General features: G+C 74.3%; 20 protein-coding genes. 8 read left to right on the plus strand and 12 right to left on the minus strand.

All coding sequences use genetic code 11. The features are described 5' to 3' along the window. Positions 1-5: 5 nt before the first annotated feature. The 3 genes from Q3W71_RS09940 to nadD form a co-directional block, all read right to left on the minus strand. Positions 6-635 carry a histidine phosphatase family protein gene (locus Q3W71_RS09940; RefSeq protein ID WP_302919024.1) on the minus strand — a complete coding sequence of 210 codons (630 nt, stop codon included), beginning with the start codon at positions 633-635 and terminating at the stop codon, positions 6-8. Further along, positions 632-1,036, minus strand: a complete 405-nt coding sequence (gene rsfS / locus Q3W71_RS09945; RefSeq protein WP_302919025.1) for a ribosome silencing factor — start codon at positions 1,034-1,036, stop codon at positions 632-634. The genes Q3W71_RS09940 and rsfS overlap by 4 nt, the downstream gene beginning before the upstream one ends. Before the next feature lie 110 nt (positions 1,037-1,146). Continuing rightward, positions 1,147-1,743, minus strand: a complete 597-nt coding sequence (nadD, locus tag Q3W71_RS09950) for a nicotinate-nucleotide adenylyltransferase (protein WP_302919026.1) — start codon at positions 1,741-1,743, stop codon at positions 1,147-1,149. A gap of 98 nt (positions 1,744-1,841) precedes the next feature. Here nadD and Q3W71_RS09955 point away from each other — a divergent pair, with 98 nt between their 5' ends. After that, the gene (locus Q3W71_RS09955) at positions 1,842-2,489 is read left to right on the plus strand and encodes a PadR family transcriptional regulator (protein WP_302919027.1); all 648 of its coding nucleotides are present in this window, start codon (positions 1,842-1,844) and stop codon (positions 2,487-2,489) included. Positions 2,490-2,642: 153 nt separating this feature from the next. Next, complete coding sequence (locus Q3W71_RS09960) at positions 2,643-3,848, plus strand: FAD-dependent monooxygenase (RefSeq protein WP_302919028.1); 1,206 nt, start codon at positions 2,643-2,645, stop codon at positions 3,846-3,848. A 104-nt stretch (positions 3,849-3,952) separates the two neighbouring features. Here Q3W71_RS09960 and pepN read toward each other — a convergent pair whose 3' ends face one another. Continuing rightward, entirely contained in the window at positions 3,953-6,469 is a 2,517-nt protein-coding gene (gene pepN / locus Q3W71_RS09965; protein WP_302919029.1) for an aminopeptidase N, read from the minus strand. A 68-nt stretch (positions 6,470-6,537) separates the two neighbouring features. Between pepN and Q3W71_RS09970 the strand changes: the two genes are divergently transcribed. After that, a complete protein-coding gene (locus Q3W71_RS09970) occupies positions 6,538-6,756 on the plus strand; it encodes a DUF397 domain-containing protein (RefSeq protein WP_109899781.1) in 219 nt (72 codons plus the stop codon). A 14-nt stretch (positions 6,757-6,770) separates the two neighbouring features. On the opposite strand, the gene Q3W71_RS09975 is transcribed toward Q3W71_RS09970, so the two are convergent. Then, a complete protein-coding gene (locus tag Q3W71_RS09975; RefSeq protein ID WP_302919030.1) occupies positions 6,771-7,157 on the minus strand; it encodes a hypothetical protein in 387 nt (128 codons plus the stop codon). 349 nt (positions 7,158-7,506) lie between these two features. On the opposite strand from Q3W71_RS09975, the gene Q3W71_RS09980 reads away from it, so the two are divergent. Further along, positions 7,507-8,754 carry a cytochrome P450 gene (locus Q3W71_RS09980; RefSeq protein WP_302919031.1) on the plus strand — a complete coding sequence of 416 codons (1,248 nt, stop codon included), beginning with the start codon at positions 7,507-7,509 and terminating at the stop codon, positions 8,752-8,754. Between the two features lie 74 nt (positions 8,755-8,828). On the opposite strand, the gene Q3W71_RS09985 is transcribed toward Q3W71_RS09980, so the two are convergent. Continuing rightward, complete coding sequence (locus Q3W71_RS09985) at positions 8,829-10,001, minus strand: zinc-dependent alcohol dehydrogenase (RefSeq protein WP_302919032.1); 1,173 nt, start codon at positions 9,999-10,001, stop codon at positions 8,829-8,831. Continuing rightward, complete coding sequence (locus Q3W71_RS09990; RefSeq protein ID WP_302919033.1) at positions 9,998-10,633, minus strand: cyclase; 636 nt, start codon at positions 10,631-10,633, stop codon at positions 9,998-10,000. Before Q3W71_RS09990 ends, Q3W71_RS09985 begins: the two co-directional genes overlap by 4 nt. Before the next feature lie 145 nt (positions 10,634-10,778). Between Q3W71_RS09990 and Q3W71_RS09995 the strand changes: the two genes are divergently transcribed. Together Q3W71_RS09995 and Q3W71_RS10000 are read left to right on the plus strand one after the other, a co-directional pair. Then, on the plus strand, positions 10,779-11,516 hold the full coding sequence (locus tag Q3W71_RS09995) for a class I SAM-dependent methyltransferase (RefSeq protein ID WP_302919034.1): 738 nt from the start codon (positions 10,779-10,781) through the stop codon (positions 11,514-11,516). Continuing rightward, positions 11,513-12,613, plus strand: coding sequence for a glycosyltransferase family 2 protein (locus Q3W71_RS10000; protein WP_302919035.1), 1,101 nt, complete (start codon positions 11,513-11,515; stop codon positions 12,611-12,613). The genes Q3W71_RS09995 and Q3W71_RS10000 overlap by 4 nt, the downstream gene beginning before the upstream one ends. A gap of 159 nt (positions 12,614-12,772) precedes the next feature. Here the strand turns inward: Q3W71_RS10000 and Q3W71_RS10005 are convergent, their stop codons facing one another. The 3 genes from Q3W71_RS10005 to Q3W71_RS10015 are packed head-to-tail and all read right to left on the minus strand — an operon-like array spanning position 12,773 to position 14,689. Next, the gene (locus Q3W71_RS10005) at positions 12,773-13,423 is read right to left on the minus strand and encodes a DUF3618 domain-containing protein (protein ID WP_302919036.1); all 651 of its coding nucleotides are present in this window, start codon (positions 13,421-13,423) and stop codon (positions 12,773-12,775) included. Continuing rightward, positions 13,420-13,887, minus strand: coding sequence for a phage holin family protein (locus Q3W71_RS10010; protein ID WP_302919037.1), 468 nt, complete (start codon positions 13,885-13,887; stop codon positions 13,420-13,422). Before Q3W71_RS10010 ends, Q3W71_RS10005 begins: the two co-directional genes overlap by 4 nt. A gap of 28 nt (positions 13,888-13,915) precedes the next feature. Further along, positions 13,916-14,689 carry a hypothetical protein gene (locus tag Q3W71_RS10015; protein WP_302919038.1) on the minus strand — a complete coding sequence of 258 codons (774 nt, stop codon included), beginning with the start codon at positions 14,687-14,689 and terminating at the stop codon, positions 13,916-13,918. A gap of 252 nt (positions 14,690-14,941) precedes the next feature. On the opposite strand from Q3W71_RS10015, the gene Q3W71_RS10020 reads away from it, so the two are divergent. Both Q3W71_RS10020 and Q3W71_RS10025 read left to right on the plus strand, forming a co-directional pair. Further along, positions 14,942-15,424, plus strand: a complete 483-nt coding sequence (locus Q3W71_RS10020) for a DUF4383 domain-containing protein (RefSeq protein WP_302919039.1) — start codon at positions 14,942-14,944, stop codon at positions 15,422-15,424. Positions 15,425-15,533: 109 nt separating this feature from the next. Continuing rightward, the gene (locus Q3W71_RS10025) at positions 15,534-16,193 is read left to right on the plus strand and encodes a DUF6766 family protein (RefSeq protein ID WP_302919040.1); all 660 of its coding nucleotides are present in this window, start codon (positions 15,534-15,536) and stop codon (positions 16,191-16,193) included. A 61-nt stretch (positions 16,194-16,254) separates the two neighbouring features. Here the strand turns inward: Q3W71_RS10025 and Q3W71_RS10030 are convergent, their stop codons facing one another. Beyond that, complete coding sequence (locus Q3W71_RS10030) at positions 16,255-16,704, minus strand: GNAT family N-acetyltransferase (RefSeq protein WP_302919041.1); 450 nt, start codon at positions 16,702-16,704, stop codon at positions 16,255-16,257. A 70-nt stretch (positions 16,705-16,774) separates the two neighbouring features. Then, positions 16,775-18,244 (minus strand): GTPase ObgE, encoded by a 1,470-nt coding sequence (gene obgE / locus Q3W71_RS10035; protein ID WP_302919042.1) that lies wholly within the window; start codon positions 18,242-18,244, stop codon positions 16,775-16,777. Positions 18,245-18,324 lie beyond the last annotated feature (80 nt).

An 18,324-nucleotide genomic window follows, 5' to 3' on the forward strand; every position in this document is an offset into this window, starting at 1 on the left:
GCCCCTCAGACCGGCTCGGCCGGGGCCGGTGCGCTGATCAGCCCGACGTTGTGGGCGCGCAGGTGCCAGCCCCGCACCTCGTCGTGGCGCAGCTCGGTCCAGTGGCAGTTCTGCAGCGAGCCGATGGTGCGCAGCACCTGGTGGTCCCAGCCGAGCAGCTGGCCGCAGCCCTGCCGGGCGCCGCCGCCGTGGGTGGCGACCACGACGGTCCCGCCGGCCACCGCGTCGGCGGCGTCCTGCAGCGCCGCGCCGACCCGCTTGCCGAGGTCGTCGAGGGTCTCGATGCCGGCGCCGGGGTCCGGGTCGCCGGCCCGCCAGCGGGCGTACTCGCTCGGGTAGCGGCGGGCCGCCTCGGCCAGCTCCAGCCCCTGCCACTGGCCGAAGTGCCGCTCGCGCAGCCGGGGGTCGGTGCGTACCGGCAACCCGGTGACCGCGGCCAGCGCGGCGGCGGTGTCCGCCGCGCGCCGCAGGTCGCTGGCGACGATGGCGTCCGGGCGCAGCCCGGCTAGCAGCGGGGCGGCGGCCCGGGCCTGCTCGCGGCCCAGGTCGTTGAGGGGTACGTCGGTCTGCCCCTGGACCCGGCCGGCGGCGTTCCAGTCGGTGTTGCCGTGCCGCCAGATGATCAGGCGGGTCATTCCGCGGCGGCGGTGCCGGACTCGGCCTCGACCAGGTCCCGGTCGACGAACGGGATGGTCGGGCAGTCCTTCCAGAGCCGGTCGAGGGCGTAGAACTCGCGCTCCTCGGTGTGCTGGACGTGCACCACGACGTCGACGTAGTCGAGCAGCACCCAACGGCCGCCGCGCTCGCCCTCGCGGCGCACCGGCTTGGCCTTCTCGGGCAGCTGGAGCAGTCGCTCCTCGATGGCGTCGACGATGGCCAGCACCTGGCGCTCGTTGGGGGCCGCGGCGAGCAGGAACGCGTCGGTGATGGCGAGCTGGTCGCCCACGTCGATGATGACGATGTCCTGCGCCTTCTTGTCGGCGGCGGCCTGTGCGGCAGCGATCGCCAGCTCGTGAGCGCGTTCGGAAACTGTCACCGTTCTCCTTCGATCAACCGTGCGATCCTCCAAGCGTCTCACACGCGGCCGAATTCCGACTTGTCAGTTCTGGCCGATTACCCGCACGATCTGGTCGATACCGGGCGAAATCACTGCTGATAGAGGCGCCGCTTGGCGATGTACTGCACCACACCGTCGGGCACCAGGTACCAGACCGGCTCACCGCGGGCGACCCGCGCCCGGCAGTCGGTGGACGAGATGGCCATCGCGGGCACCTGGATCAGGCTGACCGTGTCGGCCGGCAGGTGCGCGTCGGAGAGTTCGAACCCGGGCCGGGTCACCCCGATGAAGTGGGCCAGCTCGAAGATCTCGTCGAGGTCCTTCCAGCTGAGGATCTTCGCCAGCGCGTCGGCGCCGGTGATGAAGTAGAGCTGGACCTTCGGGCCGTACTCGGCGTGCAGGTCGCGCAGCGTGTCGACGGTGTAGGTGGGGCCACCGCGGTCGATGTCGACCCGGCTGACCTGGAAGCGGGGGTTGGAGGCGGTGGCGATCACCGTCATCAGGTAGCGGTCCTCGGGCGGGCTGACCGGCTCGTCGGCCTTCTGCCACGGCTGGCCGGTGGGGACGAAGACCACCTCGTCCAGCCCGAACCGGTCGGCCACCTCGCTGGCCGCCACGAGGTGCCCGTGGTGGATGGGGTCGAAGGTGCCACCCATGATCCCGATCCGCCGGATGTCTTCCTCCACCCCGTGATCCTATGCCGGCCAGGGGGTCGCGGAGCCGGCGCGGCCACCCTTATACTCGTCTACGAGTAATCGCAGGCGAGTGCGGCGAGGAGGTGGCCATGCCCAAGCGACGCAAGGTGGGGAACCTGCTGGCGCTGGCCGTGCTCTCCGCCCTCGTCCAGCGGCCGATGCACCCGTACGAGATCGCCACCGCGCTGCGGGCCTGGGGCAAGGACCAGGACATGGAGATCAAGTGGGGGTCGTTCTACACGGTCATCCGCAACCTCGACCGGCACGGGCTGATCGCGGCGGTGGAGAGCGTCCGGGCGGGCCGGCGACCCGAGCGCACGGTCTACCGGATCACCGACGCCGGCCGGGCCGAGCTGGTCGACTGGGCGCGGGAGCTGGTCTCCACCCCGGAGTCGGAGCAGTCCCGGTTCCGCGCCGGCCTCTCCGTGCTCGCCGCGCTGCACCCCGACGAGGCGACGGCGCTGCTGCGGCGCCGGCTGGAACTGCTCGACGAGCTGATCCGGGCCGGTCGGGCGGCGCTCGCCGAGCACCTGCGCCAGGTGCCCCGGCTGTTCCTGGTCGAGTCCGAGTACGACCTGGCGGTCCAGGAGGCGGAGGCGGCCTGGGTCCGCGACCTGCTGGCCGCCTTCACCTCGGGCGACTTCCCCGGGCTCGACCAGTGGCGGGCCTTCCACGAGACCGGTGAGCTGCCGGCCGAGCTGACCGACGTCGCGGAGAGGAGCCGCCGCACCGAGTGACCGGCGGCCCCGGCGCGGTGCGCCAACACCGCGCCGGGGCCCTTACCTCGAACCACACCTGGGAAGGTGCCCGGCCCGAAGCGGCAACCACGAGGATAACCGGGCTCCCACCCAGGACGGTTTCGCACACCATCGAACCCCTGGAGAGGACCCATGACCCGAGTGAGGACAGCCCTCGTCATCGGCGGCGGCATCGCCGGCCCGGTGACCGCGCTGGCGCTACGCCGCGCCGGCATCGCCGCCACCGTCCACGAGGCGTACCCGAGCACCACCGACGGCATCGGCGGCACCCTCGCGCTCGCCCCGAACGGCGTCGCCGCCCTGCGTACCGTCGACGCGGCCGACGCGGTGACCGCGATCGCCACCCCCATCCACCGGACGGTGATGGCCGTCGGCCGCAAGCGCATCGACCTGCCCGGCCTGGCCGACGTGCCACCGCTGCGGGTGGTGCACCGCAACGAACTGCACCGGGTGCTGCACGAGCGGGCCCGCGCCGCGGACGTACCGATCGAGCACGGAAAGCGCCTGGTCGAGGCGCGGGAGACCGCCGCCGGGGTGACCGCGGTCTTCGCCGACGGCAGCACCGCCACGGCCGACGTGCTGATCGGCGCCGACGGCGTCCGGTCGACCGTGCGCACCCTCATCGACCCGGCGGCGCCCGGCCCGCGGTTCACCGGCCTGCTCGGCTTCGAGTCGGTCGCCCGGCACGAGGTGGACGTCGAACCGGGCACCATGACCTTCGCCTTCGGCCAGCGCGGCTACTACCTCTACTGGCCCGAGCCGGGCGGCGGCACCCGGTGGGGGGTCAACCTGCCCGGGCAGCGGCCGATGAGCCTGGTCGAGGCCCGCGCGGTCGCGCCGGACCAGTGGCTGCGCACGCTGCGGGCCGCGTACGCCGACGACGACCCGGGCCGCGACCTGCTCCGCACCAGCGACCCGGCCGGCCTGCAGGTGGTGGGCGCGCTGCACATCATGCCGCCGGTGCCGCACTGGCACCGGGGCCGGATGGTGCTGGTCGGCGACTCGGCGCACGCGCCCTCGAACAGTTCCGGGCAGGGCGCGTCGCTGGCCATCGAGAGCGCCGTGCAGCTCGCCCGCTGCCTGCGCGACCTGCCCGACGTCGGTTCGGCGTTCGCCACCTTCGAGCGGCTGCGGCGCGCCCGGGTGGAGCGGATCGCCGCCCGGGCGGCCCGGATCAACCAGGCCAAGGCGCCGGGCCCGGTGGCCCGCGCGCTGATGCCGCTGCTGATGCCGTTGCTGGTGAAGACCGCGATGAACCCGGAGAAGACGGTCGGCCCGGAACAGCGCTACGTCATCGACTGGGACGCCCCGGTGGCGCCCGAGCCGGCGCGGCGCTGACCGGCCAGTGGGGTGGCAAACCCGGCTCGGTGTGCCACCCCACAGGCGCACCCCGCACCCGCCACCCATGTACACCGAAGGCGGCGGCCCACCACCCGGCCGGATCAGGCGGTGGCGGCGGCGACGGCGGTGCGGGCGACCAGCGCCCGGCGCAGGTCGTCGTCGGCGTCGGTGACCACCCGGCGCAGACCGGGAGTGAGGTCGTCGCGGGCCAGCAGCGCCGCGGCCGCCTCCCGGGTGGGCTGCGCCACCGCGTAGCGGGGGAAGGCCAGGCCGGCCACCCGGTCCGCCGTCCAGGGCGTACGCAGCCGCGCCGCGGCCGGCATGTCGGCGAAGTAGCGCTCGACGTACCCGGCCGTCAGCTCGGCCTGCTCGGGCTGCCAGAAGCCCTCCGCGGTCGCCTCGACCAGCCGGTTGGACAGCTCGGCGTTCGACACGACGATCTCCCACGCGGCCCGCTTCGCCGCCGGGTCGGGCAGCGCGCCCCGGCACCGGGCGGCCCGCTCGGCGCCCGCGGCGCTCGGGTCGGCGGCCGCCTCGGCGGCGATCTCCGTCTCGCCGGCCGCGCCGAGCACCACCAGCCGGTAGAGCACCGCCCAGCGCAGCTCCGCGTCGACGGCCAGCCCGGCCGGTACGCCGCGCCCGGCCAGCCAGCCGGTGAGCAGGTCGGCGTCGGTGGTGGCGGCGATCCAGGCGCGGGCCGCGGCCAGCTGCAACGACCGGCCGGCCGGGGCGCCGTCGAGCAGGTGCCGGCAGGCGTCGGCGACCCGGGCCAGCGCGGCCGTGCGGGCCGCCGGCTCCAGGTAGCGGTCGATCAGCGAGCGGCTGAGCGTGAGCACGTCCTCGGCGACGATCACCTCGGTCTCGGCGGGCAGCGCGGCGGCGATCAGCTCGACCAGCCCGCTCACCGGCCGCTCCCCGTCGATGGCGGCGTCCAGCGCCTCGCGCCACAGCAGCGCCCGGGCCAGCGGGTCGGCCAGACCCGGCAGCACCAGCGGCACGGCGTCGGCCGAGGCCGGGTCGAGGCGGACCTTGGCGAAGGTCAGGTCGCCGTCGTTGGGCAGCAGCAACCGGGCCGCCGGCTGGCCGGTCAGCTCGGCGAGCACCGTCCGGCCGCCGTCGGTGTCCGGGTCGAGATCCACCTCGATCCGGTCGACAGTGCCGTCGGCGGAGTACCGGCCCACGCCGATGCGGTGCGGGCGCAGCACCGGGTGCGTCTCCGGGGCGGTCTGCACCACCGTCACCTCGCGGTAGCGGCCGTCGGCGTCGACGGCGACCTCGGCGCGCAGCGTGTTGACCTGGGCGCGGCGCAGCCAGCGTTCGGCCCAGCCGGCCAGGTCGCGTCCGCTGGCGGCGGAGAGGCTGCCGAGCAGGTCGGCCAGGGTGGCGTTGCCGAAGCGGTGCTTCGCGAAGTGGGCGTTCAGGCCGGCGAGGAAGGCGTCGTCGCCGAGCCAGGCCACCAGCTGCCGCAGCACGCTGGCGCCCTTGGCGTACGAGATGCCGTCGAAGTTGAGCAGCCCCTGGGCGGCGTCGGCCACCTCCTCGGGCGCCACCGGGTGGGTGGAGGGGCGCTGGTCGGCGGCGTAGCCCCAGGCCTTGCGGCGCATCGCGAAGGTGGTCCACGCCTGGTCGAAGCGGGTCGCCTCGGCGGTGACCCTGGTGCCCAGGTACTCCGCGAAGGACTCGTTCAGCCACAGGTCGTCCCACCAGCGCATGGTGACCAGGTCGCCGAACCACATGTGCGCCATCTCGTGGGCGATGGTGGTGGCGCGCAGCTCGCGCTGGGTGTCGGTCACCGCGGACCGGAAGACGTAGTCGTCGCGGAAGGTGACCAGCCCCGGGTTCTCCATCGCGCCGGCGTTGAACTCCGGCACGAACGCCTGGTCGTACTTGCCGAACGGGTAGCGCTCGTCGAAGAGCTGGTGGAACCGGTCCAGGCACTGTTTGGTGACGGTGAAGATCTCGTCCGCGTCGGCGTCCAGGTGCTCGGCGAGCGAGCGGCGGCAGTAGACGCCGAGCGGGATGCCGTCGTGCTCGTCGCGTCGCACGTGCCAGGGCCCGGCGACGAGCGAGACGAAGTAGGTGGCCAGCGGCGCGGTCGGGGCGAACTCCCAGCGGCCGGGGCGCGGGGTGGCGGCGAGCACGCCGTTGGCCGCCACCGTCCAGTGCTCCGGGGCGGTCACCGCGAGGGTGACCGGGGCCTTCAGGTCGGGCTGGTCGAAGGCGGCGAAGATGCGCTGCACGTCGTCCAGGAAGGACATGGCGTAGAGGTAGGTCTCGCCGTCGGCCGGGTCGACGAACCGGTGGATCCCCTCGCCGGTGTTGGTGTAGGCCATTTCGGCCTCGACGGTCAGCGTGTTGGTCTCGGCCAGCCCGGTCAGCGGCAGCCGGTTGTCGTCCAGCGTGGCCGGGTCCAGGTCGCTGTCGTTGAGCCGTACCGCCAGCAGTTTCGCGGGTTTGACCTCGGCGAACGTCGCGGTGCCGGCGGTCGCCCGGAACCGGATGGTGACGTGCGAGCGGAACCGCTCCGCACCGCCGGTGAAGTCGAGGTCCACCTGGTAGGACTCGACGGTGATCGCCGCGCCACGCGCGGTCGCCTCTACACGGGTCAGGCTGGGCATCCGCTTATCCTGCCGGATGGGGAACCGCACGTGTCTCCCCCGTGACCCGTGGCACTGGAGGATGAACCATGGCTTCGCACCCCAAGGGCGACTTCGACCTGTCCCGGGCGGTCTGGCAACGGGCCGAGGGCGACACCTCCGACAGCGCCGTCGAGGTCGCCTTCGTCGACGACCTGATCGGCATGCGCAACTCGGCCGAACCGGACGGGCCGGTGCTGGTCTTCACCCAGGCCGAGTGGGACGCCTTCGTGGCCGGCGCCCAGGATGGCGAGTTCGACCTGGACTGACCGGAGCGGCGGGCTCACCCGTCGCCCCAGCCGAGACCGCCGGGGCCGGCCGCGTGGTGGAACCCCGGATGCTCGGCCACGTCCGCGCAGCGCTCGCCGTCGGGACCGACGGCCCCGCAGAACAGCCGCTCGGCCCGGTGCCAGGCGTCGGCGGGCGACAACGCGGCCGCGCCGAGCGCCAGCTCGGGCCGGAGCAGGCTCAGCGCCTCGGCGTAGCCGACCGCCAGCTCGCGGGCGTCGGCCGGGCCGGCGGCGGTGAAGCCGAGGTGCACGGTGTAGAAGCGGACCGGCCGGGCGGCCCGCGGGGGCGGCGCGAGCAGCGGCGCCCCGCCGGCGTCCCGTCCCCCGCCGAGCCGCTCGACCGTACGCTGCCGCCAGTACGGCGACGTGTTGTCCCGCATGGGCCCCTCCCCGTGGTCGACTCATCGGCGCCGGCCCGCCCGGCGCCGCCTCGCCGGGCACGCCGGCCGACCACCCGGGGGTGACCCGCCGGTGGCCCGGCGAACCGGTCCGCTGCCGGACGGCCCGCGCCACCGCACCCGACGCCGCCCACCCAGCCAAGCAGATCCGGCCGCTCCGGGGAGGGGCCAGCCGGCGGGCGGTTTGCTGGCCCCTCCCCGGCCAGCCGTGCCGTCGGGGCCGGCCGGACCCGGGATTCAGCGCCCCTGACCTGGGTAGAAGCAACGTGGCCGAAGCACATCGGCGGGCCGGCCACGGTCACGGCCCCGCACCGCAGCGTCAGGAGGCCCCATGCCGTCCATCCCGGCGGACCGCAGCCCGGACAGCACCCTCGCCTTCCTGCGCGACGGCTACCGCTTCGTCGGTGCCCGGTGCGACCGGTACGGCACGGACATCTTCCAGACCCGGCTGCTGCTGGAACGCACCATCTGCCTGCGCGGCCGGCCGGCGGCGGTGCTCTTCTACGACAACGAACGCTTCGTCCGCGCCGGCGCCATGCCGCTGCGGGCCCAGCGGACGCTCACCGGTCGCGGCGGCGTGCAGGGGCTCGACGGCGCGACCCACCGGGACCGCAAGGCGATGCTGATGTCGATCATGACGCCGACCGCGGTCCGGCAGATCGGCCAGCTCTTCGACGACGAGTGGCGGGCCCGGATCCCGGTCTGGGAGAAGTCCGGGCCGGTCGTGCTCTACGACGAGCTGGGCCGGATGCTCACCCGCGCGGTCTGCGCCTGGGCCGGGGTGCCGCTGGCCGACGGCGACGTGCTCCGGCGCACCGACGAGCTGCACGCGATGATCGACGGGCCGGCCGCGCTCGGCCCCCGGCACTGGCGGGGCCTGCTGGGCCGCCGCCGGGGCGAACACTGGGCGGGCGACCTCGTCGAGCGGGCCCGGGTCGGCACCCTGCCCGCCCCGGAGGGCAGCGCGCTCCGGGTGATCGCCGAGCACCGGGACGAGCGGGGGCGGCCGCTGCCCCGCCGGATCGCCGCGGTGGAACTGCTCAACGTGCTCCGGCCGACGGTCGCCGTGGACCGCTTCATCGTCTTCGCCGCGCTGGCCCTGCACGACCACCCGGCCTGGCGACAGCGGGCCGGGGAGAGCGACGAGGCCGCCGAGTGCTTCGTGCAGGAGGTCCGCCGCTACTACCCGTTCTTCCCGATGGCGGCGGCCCGGGTCCGGCGCTCCTTCGACTGGCAGGGCTACCACTTCCCGCGCGGGCGGCGGGTGGTGCTGGACCTGTACGGCACCAACCACGACCCCACCCTCTGGCCGCAGCCCGAGCAGTTCCGCCCGGAGCGCTTCGCCAACTGGCGGGCCGACCCGTTCGGGCTGATCCCGCAGGGCGGCGGTGAGCACCTGACCGGGCACCGCTGCGCCGGCGAGTGGATCACCATCGAGCTGATGAAGCGGGCGGTGACCAACCTGACCACCGCCATGCGGTACGACGTGCCGCCGCAGGACCTGGCGGTGAGCCTGCGCCGGATGCCGGCGCTGCCGCCCAGCGGCTTCCTGATCACCAACGTGCGGCGCACCGCCTGACGTCCGGCCGCCCGCCGAAGGGCCGCCCGGCGTGGGGGCGGCCCTTCGGCGGGCGGGTCCGGCGCGCCAGCCGGTCAGGCCGGGTGCAGCACGCTGCGCAGGCAGCCCTCCTGCTTCTTCTCGAACACCTCGTAGCCGCGCACCCCCTGCTCCAGCGACAGCGGGTGGGTGGCGAGGTAGCCGGGATCGATCTCGCCGGCGGCGAGCCGGTCCAGCAGCATCGGGATGTAGCGCTGGGCGTGCATCTGCCCCATCCGCAGCACCAGCGCCTTGTTCATCGCCGCGCCGAGCGGGAACTTGTCGACGAGCCCGCCGTAGACGCCGACGATGCTCACCGTGCCGCCCTTGCGGCAGGCCATGATCGCCTGGCGGACCGAGGTGGGCCGGTCGGACTGCAGGCGCGCGGTCTGCTTGGCCTTGTCGTACGCGTACGCCGGGCCGACGTCGTGGCTCTCCATGCCGACCGCCTCGATGCAGGCGTCCGGCCCCCGTCCGGCGGTCATCTCGCGCAGCGCCTCCAGCACGTCGGTATCCGCGTAGTTGACAGTCTCCACGCCGAGCCGGTCGGCGGCGGGGGCCAGCCGCTCCGGCAGCCGGTCGATGACGATCACGCGCCCGGCGCCGAGCAACTGGGCGGCGCGGGCGGCCATCTGCCCCACCCCGCCGCCGCCCCAGACCGCGACCACCTCGCCGCCGGTGAGCCCGCAGAAGTCGGCGGCCATCCAGCCGGTGGGCATGGCGTCGGAGGCGAAGACCACCGAGTCGTCCGGCACCCCGTCGGGCACCGGGAACGCCCCGACGTCGCCGAACGGCACCCGGACGTACTCCGCGTGGCTGCCCGAGTAGCCGCCGGCGGCATGCGAGTAGCCGAGGATGCCGGCCGGCGAGTGCCCCCAGAGCTTCTCGGTGAAGACCGGCTGCGGGTTGGAGTTGTCGCAGAGCGAGTACTGCTCGGTCCGGCAGTACCAGCAGCCGCCGCAGGCCACCACCGAGCCGACCACCACCCGGTCGCCGACCTTCAGCCGGCGTACCCCCGGCCCGGTCTCCACCACCTCGCCCATGAACTCGTGACCGAGCACGTCCCCCTCGCGCATCGCCGGCAGGTAGCCGTTGATCAGGTGCAGGTCCGATCCGCAGACGCTGCTGGCCCGGACCTTGACGATGATGTCGCCCTCGGCGCGGATCCGCGGCTCGGGGACGTCGCGCACGGCCAGTTTGCCGACTCCCTCCCAGCACAGCGCCCTCACGCCCGGCCTCCCGTCGTCAGCTTCTCGCGCACCCTGTCGGTCGCCGCCTCCTGGGCCGGGCTCCGACCGGACGGGTCCCGACGGGTGTCGATCACCTGCCCGGCCTCGATGAGCGACTTCACCCGGCGCAGGGTGTCCCGCAGGCCCAGGTCCGGCTCGTCGCCGGCGGCCAGGCCGAACGCCCGGCGCAACCGCCCGGAGCGGTAGCGCAGCTCGGCCCGGATCTCGGTGCCCCGGTCCTGCGGCGCGGGCACCAGCTCGACCGTGCCGTGCTGCGCGGGCCCGTCGGTCACCCGCCAGGTCAGCCGTCCCGGGCCGGCGACCTGGATCTCGGCGCACCACTCGGTGCCGCCGCCGGCCGGGTCGCGGGCCACGCACCGCCAGCGGTTGTCGGCCAGTTGCTCCAGCGTCGCCCACTCCGCCAGCGCCCGGTCCAGCCGCTCCCGGTCGGTCCAGAAGCCGATCACCTCGTCCACCGGCCGGTCCACGGTGATCCCGCGCCGCACCACGTACCAGCCGTCCTGCCGCTCCGGCTGGTGCCGACGGCGGCGCCGGGCCACCGTCCGGCCGACGCCGACCGCGGTCAACGCCCCGGCGCCGAGCAGCACCCACCTCGTTCCGTTGCTGGTCATCACGTCTCCTCCACCGGGCGCCTCGGGGTGGACAGCCCGTGCCGTTGCGCTACCCGGCACCGGCCCCGCGAAACGACAGACCGGTTTGATCCAGCGATATCCGGGCACCTGCTGCGGGCACCGACAACTCGCCCGGGAGGCCCCGTTGCCCTTCGACGCCAGCGCCTACGGCCGGCACGTCGCCGCCGTCTACGACGACACGTACGCCCACCTGGACCCGGCCGAGGCGGTGGAGCGGCTGGCGGCGCTGGCCGACGGCGGCCCGGTCTGCGAGTTCGGCGTCGGCACCGGGCGGCTGGCGCTGCCGCTGCTGGCGCGGGGCCTGACCGTCGCCGGCATCGAGGGTTCGCCCGAGATGGTGGCCGGGCTGCGGGCCAAGCCGGGCGGCGACCGGATCGAGGTAGCCGTCGGCGACTTCGCGCAGACCCGGGTGCCCGGCGAGTTCGCGCTGGTCGTGCTGGCCTTCAACACCATCTTCGCGCTGCCGGACCAGGCCGCTCAGGTGGCCTGCTTCCGCAACGCCGCCGCCCACCTGCGTCCGGGCGGCCGGTTCGTGGTCGAGGCGTGGGTGCCGGACCCGGGCGCGTTCCGGGCCGGGTCCGCGCTGCGGCCGGTGCGGGTCGCCGAGGACGAGGTGCTGCTGGAGGCGGCCGTGCTGCACCCGGCCGAGCAGCGGATGACCACCACGAAGATCCGGCTCACCGACGGCGGGGTGCGGCTGCTGCCGGCGAACCACCGCTACGCCTGGCCGGCCGAGCTGGACCTGATGGCCGAGCTGGCCGGGATGGCCCGGGAGCACCGCTGGGCGGACTGGTCCGGGCGGCCGTTCACCGACGGCAGCCGGGAGCACGTCTCGGTCTGGCGCCGGCCGGTGGCGGCGTGAGCGCCCCGACCCGCCCGGCCGGCGGGGCCACCGGCGACGACCGGGCCCGCCCGCCCGCGCCCGGTCCGACCGGTCCGACCAGCGGCGACGAATCCGCCCGGGCCGCCACGGCCGGGCCCGCCGGCGACCGGCCGCGCCCGCTGCCGATGTCGTACGTGCTGCCGCTGCGCTGGGCCGACGACGCCGGCCTGGCCGAGCTGACCGACTACCTGCGGTGGCTCGCCACCCGGGTCGAGGTGACAGTGGTGGACGGCTCCGCCCCGGAGGTCTTCGCCCGGCACGCGCGCGCCTGGCGCGGGCTGCTCCGGCACGTGCCCCCGGATCCGGCGCTGCGCGGGGTGAACGGCAAGGTCGTCGGGGTGCTCACCGGCGTCCGGGCGGCGCGGCACGAGCACGTGGTGGTCGCCGATGACGACGTCCGCTACGACGAGGCCGGGCTGCGCGCGGTACACCGGCTGCTGCACCGGGTGGACCTGGTCCGGCCGCAGAACTACTTCGACCCGCTGCCGTGGCACGCGTACTGGGACACCGGGCGGACCCTGCTGAACCGGGCGCTCGGCGCGGACTACCCGGGCACCCTCGCCGTGCGCCGGAGCACCTTCCTCGGCATGGGCGGCTACGACCCGGACGTGCTCTTCGAGAACCTGGAGCTGATCCGCACGGTGCGCGCGTACGGGGGCACCGAGGCGGCCCCGGCCGGGTTGTACGTCCGTCGGCTGCCCCCGGACACCGCGCACTTCCGCGGCCAGCGGGTCCGCCAGGCGTACGACGACCTGGCCCAGCCGGTGCGGCTGGTGACCTCGCTGGCGGTCCTGCCGGCGCTGGCGGCGGCGACCCTGGCCCGGCGACCCGGGCTGCTGCTCGGCGCGGCCGCGACCACCGTGGGGCTGGCCGAGGTCGGCCGGCGGCGGGCCGGCGGCACGGCGGTCTTCCCGCCCGCCACCGCCCTGGCGGCGCCGCTGTGGCTGCTGGAGCGGGGCGTCTGCGCCTGGCTGGCGGTCGGCCGCCGGGTCCTCTTCGGCGGCGTCCGCTACGCGGGCACCCGCGTCCGCCGCGCCGCCCACTCCGAACGCGCCCTCCGCCGCCGCCTCCGCTGACCGCGATCGTGCGCGTTCCGCCCCGGCGGGGTGGTAACGCCGCGGATGCCGAACCCAGGGTGCACGATCGCGAGAGCCGGGACGCACACGGCAGCTCGCGGCCACTCACCGGCGGTGCCGGGTAGTGGCCGCGAGCTGCGGTGTACGGTGACCGGCCGGTCAGTACCGCACCTGGTCGCGGGACTGCTGCGCCTGGTCCTTCACGTCCTGCGCGGCGGACCTCGTGTCGTCCTTGACGGCGTGCACGGCCTCCTGCGCGGTGGACTTCACCGACTCGGTCGCCTGCTGCGCCGGCTCGCGCAGCTCCTCCTTCAGCTCACCGGCCACCTCGGTCAGCTTCTCCTTGACCGCGCCGGTGTGCTCGCTGGCCTTCTCCTTGACCTGCGTGGCCACCTGCTGCTCGCGGCGGGTGGCCGGGATCAGCGACGAGGCCAGCCAGCCGACGCCGAACGCGATCAGGCCGGCGGCCAGCGGGTTGCCCTCGGACTTCTCCCGGATAACCTGCGGCGCCCGCTGCGCGGCGTCCCCGACGGTCGAGGCCGCCGACTGGGCCTTGTCGCTGACCGTGTGCGCCGCCGACGAGGCCCGGTCGCCCACCGAGTGGGCGGCGTGGCCGGTGCCGTGGCCCAGGTCCGAAGCGGTTCCCATCACCTTGTCCCTCACATTCTGCAGCGCGGTGCGGACCCGCTGCTTACGGTCGTCGACGATGCGGCTCGGGCTGACCTTGTACGCCAGCGCGTCCACGTCGGAGCTCAGGTTGTTGCGGGTGGCCTCGATCTCCCGGCGGATCTGGGCGGGGTCGGTGCTCATCGGGTGACCTCCTGCGGGTGGGGCTTGAGCGCGTCGGGGATCCGCTGCACGCTGTCGTTGGTCTGCTTGAGGCCGCGGATCCGCTCCGCGTTCTTCTTCGCCATGGAGTAGAGGACGGCGGCGATCACGCCCCAGATCACGGCCACGATCAGCGCCGCCCAGCCGGCGTCCATCACGTTGGACAGCCCGGCCCACAGGGCCAGCGAGAGGAAGAGCGCCACCATGTAGCCGCCGAAGCCGGCGCCGCCGAAGAACCCGGCGGCCTTGCCCGCCTTCTTGCCCTCCTGGCGGATCTCCGCCTTGGCCAGCTCCACCTCCTGGCGCATCAGGGTGGACAGGTCGGTGGTGACCTGGCGCATCAGCTCGCCGATCGAGCTGCCCCTGACCTCGTCCGCGGTGTGCGGCGCACCCGCGGGGGGCTGGTAACCGGAGTCCAGTCCGGACCCCTGCGTCGGCATGCTCATGCCGCCGCCTCCCTTCGGATGACTCGGCTCACGGACGGGTGGTTCCGCTGGACGGCACGCCCGGCAGCGGGTCGGTCTGGTTCACCGGCGGCAGCGGCTGGCCGGTGCCGCCGGCCGGGTCGGCGTAGCTGGTGGTGGTGCCGGGGTCGGGGTAGGCGCCCGGCGTCGGGTCGAGGTAGCCGCCCGGGGGCGCGGCGTCCGGAACCGCGCGGGGGGCCGGCGGGGTGGGGATGACCGCGGTCTGCTCCGGGTCGTAGCCGGCGTCCGAGCCGTACGCCCGGTGGCCGCCGCCCTGGCCGTCACCGGTGGCGGCGATGTTCTTGGTCAGCCGGCCGGCGAGCACGCCGAGCACGGCGGCGCCCACCAGGAAGGTGCCCGGGTTGCGGCGGGCGTAGTCGCGCACCTCGGCGAGGATGTCGCCGGGCTCGCGCGCCTCCAGCCAGCCGGCCACCCCGTGCACCCGGTCGGCGGCCTGGCGGGCCAGTTCGCTCACCGGGCCGGCCTGCCCGCCCTGCTCGGCCATCGTCCGCATCTCGTCGGCCAGCGAGCGGAGCCCGCCGGCGGCGCGGCGCTGCTGCTCGCTGGTCTGGCTGGCGAGTTGGGTGCGCGCCTCGCCGTACAGGTTGCGGGCCTGCCGGGCCGCCTCGCGGCCGACCTCGGTGCCCTGCTCCTTGGCGGTCTGCGCGACGGCGCCGCCGGCCTGCTTGGCCTCCGAGCCGACCTGGCGGGCCTGTTCGCGGACGCCGCCGCCGTTCGACTCCTGCCCGTAGGTGGCAGACGTGGGTGACAGATCGTAAGTCATGATGTCCCTTCCGCTCGGAAAGTCGTCGCGGGTGTGCTGGGGGGATGCGCCGGCCGTCCGACCGCCGCGCAGATTCACCTACCCTGCGTCGCCGGGTCCATACCTGATTCGCCATTTCTCTGCGGAGCGGTCCGCGCAGGGTTACAAAATGGAGGATCGTCGGGTTGGGGTGACGTCGCCGATGCGGACGGTAACGAGCGCTTCTCGCGACCGGCGCCGCGGAGAGGCCGCGGATCCACGGAGGTGACATCGATGGCGCGTGACGCACGCGGTGGCGCGGTCGCGGGGCGCAAGCCCGGGGTCCAGATCGCCGCGGTGGCCGCGGCCGGGGTCTTCGCCCTGGTGGGGGTGCTCGGGTTCATCCCCGGCATCACCACCGGCTACGACGATCTGGACTTCGCGGGGCACCACTCGGGGGCCAAGCTGCTCGGCGTGTTCCAGGTGTCGATCCTGCACAACATCCTGCACCTGGGCTTCGGGCTGGTCGGCCTGGTGATGGCCCGCAGCATCGCCGGGTCCCGGATCTTCCTGGCCGGCGGTGGCGCCCTCTACCTCGGGCTCTGGCTCTACGGCTTCGTCATCGACCGGGAGAGCGTGGCGAACTTCATCCCGGTCAACGACGCCGACAACTGGCTGCACCTGGTGCTCGGCTTCGGCATGCTCGCCTTCGGCCTGCTGCTGTCCAACCGGCTCGGCACCGGCAGCCGGCTCGACACCCCGTTCGACCGCCCCTGACCGGCGGTGCTGCCGCCGTACCGACCGGGTGACGGAGGCGGCGGCGGAGTTTGCCGGCTGATCCGTTGGGGCAACGGAGAGTCACCGGATCTCCGACGAGGAGGCGACGATGCCCCGGTGGCTACGGAACAACGCACTGAGCGTGTCGATGTTCGGCGCGTTCCTGGTCTTCCTGGTGCTGCAGAGCGTGTTCGGCTGGCAGACCCACAACCAGGAACTGGCCGAGTTCGGCGCCCCCCAGGTCAGCTGGGTGGCGTACCTGAGCAGCGGACACTTCCTGGAGGCGGTCTTCGAGAACTGGGAGTCGGAGTTCCTCCAGATGGGCGGCTACGTGCTGCTCACCGCGTACCTGGTGCAGCGCGGATCGGCGGAGTCGAAGCCGCTGGAGCAGACCGACCGGCCGGAGGACGACGAGCGGCGGGCCAAGCCGGAATCCCCCTGGCCGGTACGCGTCGGCGGGCTGCCCCTGGTGGTGTACCGCAACAGCCTCTCCATCGCGCTGCTGCTGATCTTCGCCGGCTCGTTCCTCGGCCACCTGTTCGCCGGCACCGCCGAGTACAACCAGCAGCAGGCGTTGCAGAGCGGCGCCCCGCCGATCGGCGTCTGGGACTTCCTCGGCACCAGCGACTTCTGGTTCCAGTCCATGCAGAACTGGCAGAGCGAGTTCCTCGCCGTCGGCACCCTGATCGTGCTGAGCATCTTCCTGCGCCAGCACGCCTCCCCGGAGTCGAAGCCGGTCACCGTCGAGCACGCGCACACCGGCGCCTGACCGGCCGGCAGCCGCTTGGCCAGTCGACCGGCCGCCAGCCCGCCGGGCGGTCGACCGGCCGTCAGGCCGGCACCGGCAGCCGCTTGGCGAAGCAGACGCTGTACGGGTTGTCGACGTACTCGCCGTAGACCGGGATCGGCTGGTAGCCGCAGGAGGTGTAGAGGCCGATGGCCGCCGGCAGGTAGCTGCCGGTCTCCAGGCAGAGCCGCTCGTGCCCCTGCCGGAAGGCCAGTTCCTCGAGCGCGACGAGCAACTGCCGGGCGATCCCCCGCCCCCGGTACGCGGGCCGGACGTACATCCGCTTGAGTTCGCCGGTGCCGGCGTCCAGCGCCTGGATCCCGCCGCAGGCCACCGCGCGCCCGTCGACCACCACCGCCAGGTAACGGATGTCGTCGTGGGTCACGGTGGCCTGCCCGTCCAGCCCGCCGTCGGCCTCGCGCAGCTCGCGCTGCTGGGCCGCGACCAGGGCGGCGATCTCCGGATCGGTGGCGGGACGTGACTCGATCAGCATCACGCCACGCTACGACGCGCGGATTTCGCCCAGGTTTCCAGCGCGCAACCTGGTCACGGAGCGCAACGAGCTATTCGGCGTCGGCCTCCACGGCCGACTCGCCGGCCGCCACCTCGCCGGCCTCGACCTCGTCGGCCGGCCGCTGCCGGCGGGCCTTGCGGGCCGCCAGCCGCTCCGCCGCCGAGGCGCGGGCCGACTTCTCCTCCAGCCGGACGTCGGTGCCCCGGTTGCCGGGGATGAAGTCGACGCCGGCGTAGAGGGTGGGCTGCCAGTCGAACTCCCGGTCGCCGATGCGGACCAGGTCGCCCGCCTCGGCGCCGGCCTTGGCGAGCTTCTCCTCGACGCCCAGCCGGGCCAGCCGGTCGGCCAGGTAGCCGACCGCCTCGTCGTTGTCGAAGTTCGTCTGCCGCACCCAGCGCTCCGGCCGTACGCCGCGCACCACCCAGGCGCCGTCCGGCGCCGGCTCGATGGTGAACCCGGCGTCGTCCACCGCGGTCGGGCGGATCACGATCCGGGTCGGCTCGGCCGGCGGGGCCGCCTTGCGCGACGCCTCCACCAGCTCGGCCATCGCGTAGCTGAGCTCCTTGAGCCCCTCCCGGGTGGCCGCGGAGACCTCGAACACCCGCAGGCCACGCGCCTCCAGGTCGGGGCGGACGATCTCGGCGAGGTCCCGGCCGTCGGGCACGTCGACCTTGTTCAGCGCCACCAGCCGGGGCCGGTCGGCCAGCCCGCCGTACTCGGTCAGCTCGGCCTCGATGGCGTCGATGTCGGCGAGCGGGTCCCGTCCCGGTTCCAGGGTCGCCGTGTCGATCACGTGCACCAGCACCGCGCAGCGCTCGACGTGCCGGAGGAACTCCAGGCCGAGCCCCTTGCCGGTGGCCGCACCGGGGATCAGGCCGGGCACGTCCGCGACGGTGAAGGTGTGGTTGTCGACCCGGACCACACCGAGGTTGGGCACCAGGGTGGTGAACGGGTAGTCGGCGATCTTGGGCTTGGCCGCCGAGAGCACCGAGATCAGCGACGACTTGCCGGCCGACGGGAAGCCGACCAGGCCGACGTCGGCGACGCTCTTCAGCTCCAGCACCACGTCGAGCTGCTCGCCGGGCTCGCCCAGTTCGGCGAAGCCGGGGGCCTTGCGCCGGGCGTTGGCCAGCGCGGCGTTGCCCCGGCCGCCCCGGCCGCCCCGGGCCACCTCGAAGGTGGTGCCGGCGCCGACCATGTCGGCCAGCACCGTGCCGTCGAGCGTCTGCACCACCGTGCCGTTGGGCACCTTGAGCACCAGGTCGCCGCCGTTGGCGCCGTCCCGGTTCGAGCCGGCGCCACCCTTGCCGTTCGGCGCCTTGACGTGCGGACGGAAGTGGAAGTCGAGCAGCGTGTGCACCTGCGGGTCGACCACCAGCGAGACGCTGCCGCCGTGCCCGCCGTTGCCGCCGTCGGGCCCGCCGAAGGGCTTGAACTTCTCCCGGTGGATCGAGACACAGCCGTGCCCGCCGTCGCCGGCCTGCAGGTGCAGGACGACCCGGTCAACGAACGTCGTCACGACGCCAATCCTTCCAGCGAGGCACGTCCCCGCACGAGAAACGGCGAAGCGGGCCGGGACACCAGGTCCGCGGCCCGCTT

This window comes from Micromonospora sp. C28SCA-DRY-2 (assembly GCF_030519475.1).
In the GTDB taxonomy this organism is placed as follows: domain Bacteria; phylum Actinomycetota; class Actinomycetes; order Mycobacteriales; family Micromonosporaceae; genus Micromonospora.

Coding starts and splice junctions, on each gene's coding strand:
- Q3W71_RS09940 (WP_302919024.1), bottom strand. CDS start 635: ATGACCCGCCTGATCATCTGGCGGCACGGCAACACCGACTGGAACGCC.
- Q3W71_RS09955 (WP_302919027.1), top strand. CDS start 1,842: ATGCCCAAGCGACGCAAGGTGGGGAACCTGCTGGCGCTGGCCGTGCTC.
- Q3W71_RS09960 (WP_302919028.1), top strand. CDS start 2,643: ATGACCCGAGTGAGGACAGCCCTCGTCATCGGCGGCGGCATCGCCGGC.
- pepN (WP_302919029.1), bottom strand. CDS start 6,469: ATGCCCAGCCTGACCCGTGTAGAGGCGACCGCGCGTGGCGCGGCGATC.
- Q3W71_RS09970 (WP_109899781.1), top strand. CDS start 6,538: ATGGCTTCGCACCCCAAGGGCGACTTCGACCTGTCCCGGGCGGTCTGG.
- Q3W71_RS09975 (WP_302919030.1), bottom strand. CDS start 7,157: ATGCGGGACAACACGTCGCCGTACTGGCGGCAGCGTACGGTCGAGCGG.
- Q3W71_RS09980 (WP_302919031.1), top strand. CDS start 7,507: ATGCCGTCCATCCCGGCGGACCGCAGCCCGGACAGCACCCTCGCCTTC.
- Q3W71_RS09990 (WP_302919033.1), bottom strand. CDS start 10,633: ATGACCAGCAACGGAACGAGGTGGGTGCTGCTCGGCGCCGGGGCGTTG.
- Q3W71_RS10005 (WP_302919036.1), bottom strand. CDS start 13,423: ATGAGCACCGACCCCGCCCAGATCCGCCGGGAGATCGAGGCCACCCGC.
- Q3W71_RS10010 (WP_302919037.1), bottom strand. CDS start 13,887: ATGAGCATGCCGACGCAGGGGTCCGGACTGGACTCCGGTTACCAGCCC.
- Q3W71_RS10015 (WP_302919038.1), bottom strand. CDS start 14,689: ATGACTTACGATCTGTCACCCACGTCTGCCACCTACGGGCAGGAGTCG.
- Q3W71_RS10020 (WP_302919039.1), top strand. CDS start 14,942: ATGGCGCGTGACGCACGCGGTGGCGCGGTCGCGGGGCGCAAGCCCGGG.
- Q3W71_RS10025 (WP_302919040.1), top strand. CDS start 15,534: ATGCCCCGGTGGCTACGGAACAACGCACTGAGCGTGTCGATGTTCGGC.
- Q3W71_RS10030 (WP_302919041.1), bottom strand. CDS start 16,704: ATGCTGATCGAGTCACGTCCCGCCACCGATCCGGAGATCGCCGCCCTG.